Genomic DNA, 2,531 nt, shown 5'->3' with positions numbered 1-2,531 from the left:
CTTCAGACACATCAAGATCTTGCTGCAAATATTCATAACCACAAAAATATTGCCAATAAATATTTTCCTTTAGCTCTTCCTCCGTAAACGAATCAGAACCGTTGTACATAGCTTGAAGCATTGATAGTGCTAGCATTACTCTATGATCTTTCTTATTTCTACCAAATTGCTTGATTTCAATGTTAGGCAATGCTCTGGCTTCAAGTTCAGACCAATTTACTAAATCCCTTAGTTTATATAACTTGTTTTTAGGATTTAGTTTTGTAGATAATTTCTCTTCAAATAACCTTTCTTGTTTTTGGAGAAAAGTAATATTTTCTATAGGCATAATTTTAAAATCCGTAAGCTTTATGCGGTAATTATACCATTTTCTTATGGATTTTGTAAGCTGTTTATGACATGAAACCCCTTGTTAATTCAGGCGGGGAGAGTTTTGACGGAGGGACTATCTATAGTCCAAGTTAATTAAATTGACTATAACTTAATTCGGCTAAAGTTGTCATCATCGCTTCTTATATCAAGTTCAGGTTCAATAATTATCCCAGAGCATTTTATATATTATACCATCTTTTTGAAGCACGGTATGTGGTCCGTCTTCGACAATATGGCCATCAGCAAAGACTAATATTCGGTCCATATGTAACAATGTTGAAAGTCTATGAGCAATAACAAGTACAGTTTTACCTAACATTAATTTTTGAAGTGATTTTTGGATTAGCTGTTCTGTATGGCTATCAAGCGAGTTGGTCGCTTCATCTAAAATGAGAATTGGTGCTTTTTTTAGAAAAGCCCTAGCAATACTAATTCTTTGTCTTTGGCCGCCCGAGAAATTGTTGCCTCTTTCACCGCAAATAGTTTCATATTGATCTGGTAATCCTATAATAAAGTCGTGTATGTGGGCCGCTTTGGCCGCTTCTATTAGCTCTTCATCTGATGCAGTTGGATTAGAGTATAAAATATTTTCTCGAATAGAACGATGAAATAGAATTGGTTCTTGAGGTATAACCGATATATTCTTATGTAAACTATCCAACGAAACTTGGTTAATATCCTGTCCGTCGATTAAGATATTGCCGCTTTCTATTTCATATAATCTAGAGATCATGTTGGTAAAAGTGGTTTTTCCAGATCCAGAAAAGCCAGCAAGGCCAACTCTTTCGTACGGAAGAATAGATATTGATTTATTGTCAAAACTATTATCATTATTACGAAAACGAAAGGTTACATTTTTAAATTCGATAGATGGGGATTCGACATATAACTTTTTTGCCCCTGGAATATCTTTGATAGAATATTCTTCGAGTAAGCTAATGCTTTGGTTAAAGGCGCCGATTTGTTCAAACAGATCGCCAAACTCTTGAGTTAAGTCCCAAATGTCCTCAATAACAGATATACAAAGCGTTATAATAAGGACGCATTGACCGATTGTTATTTCAAGATTGCTACGCAAAGATATTATATAGTAGATCATGAATCCGATCATTATAGTGCATGACAAGCCGAGTGCATATCTTAGTTTAAACATAAACCACTGTAAGCGTTGATCACTCCTTACAGTGTTGTGTATGTATTTTTTAAGGTATTTTCGCTCAAATTTATGAGAAGAAAACATTCTAATTACAGAGCTATTTGATATAGCATCAACAATCTTGCCAGATACAAGTGCCTTATCTTTGCTAAATACTCTAGAGTAGTTATTTATTGTTTTAGAAAAATATAAGCTAGTGCCTATAAATACAAACAACCAACAAAAGAAAATAAGTGCAACAGTTGAGTGGACAGAATATAAGGTTGCCAACGCGAATATTAAAACAGATAATTTTCTGACTATTGATTCATTAATATAAGCAAAGACCATTTCTATGGATCTAGAAGCTTCAGATATCCTATTAGTGATATCGCCAGCAAGATTTGATTGAAAGAATTCGTGACTGTGATACTGCACATAATCGTAAAATTCGTCAGTCACATGTGCCTTAATTTTTGGCATTGCTTTTAGATATAGATAGTCATAGACTCGCCATAAAATATTCAAGCTTTCCCACCATAAAGCGTAGATTATCACCCACTTAAAGAGTAAAGTTGGTAAATCAACATTTGACAGGGCTTTATCTGAGTAAGCTTCGATAGAGTCAGTTATATTCTGAAGAAATAGACTATCTATTGAAGGTATTAATCCAGTTAAAAGAGCCAAAGTAATTAAGGATACTACTTGTCTTTTTTGACTAGAAAAAAGGAAGTGCTTATATAGTTTAAAAGTATTTAGCTGGGTTTTTCTAGAATTAATAGAATCAATAAAATGTTCAAACTGGAAAATATATTAAACCTTTCTAAATTTTATTTGAATAATTATTGAACTCAATTAACTAAATACCATAAATAGTGAGTATCCCGAATAGTTAATTTAGTTATACTTTGTTGCCATCAACAATGTTTGAAAATGCTAACGATATAATGAATAATATCATTTAGATCACAATAAATAGATAGGGATTCCAATAACTTTATTAGTTAATGTTTTCGTTATCAAT

2 protein-coding genes are annotated in these 2,531 nt (G+C 32.6%); both read right to left on the bottom strand.

Annotated elements, in window-relative coordinates; all coding sequences use genetic code 11:
• On the bottom strand, nucleotides 1-328 hold a 328-nt coding region (locus Megvenef_RS08825; protein ID WP_322776028.1), incomplete at its 3' end, for a transposase.
• Nucleotides 329-529: 201 nt separating this feature from the next.
• Complete coding sequence (locus Megvenef_RS08820) at nucleotides 530-2,287, bottom strand: ABC transporter ATP-binding protein (RefSeq protein WP_410519775.1); 1,758 nt, start codon at nucleotides 2,285-2,287, stop codon at nucleotides 530-532.
• Nucleotides 2,288-2,531: the final 244 nt, after the last annotated feature.

This window comes from Candidatus Megaera venefica (assembly GCF_034554655.1).
GTDB lineage: Bacteria > Pseudomonadota > Alphaproteobacteria > Rickettsiales > Rickettsiaceae > Megaera_A > Megaera_A venefica.
Note: the sequence above shows the minus strand (reverse complement) of the source record. Positions and strands in the feature narration are given on the sequence as shown.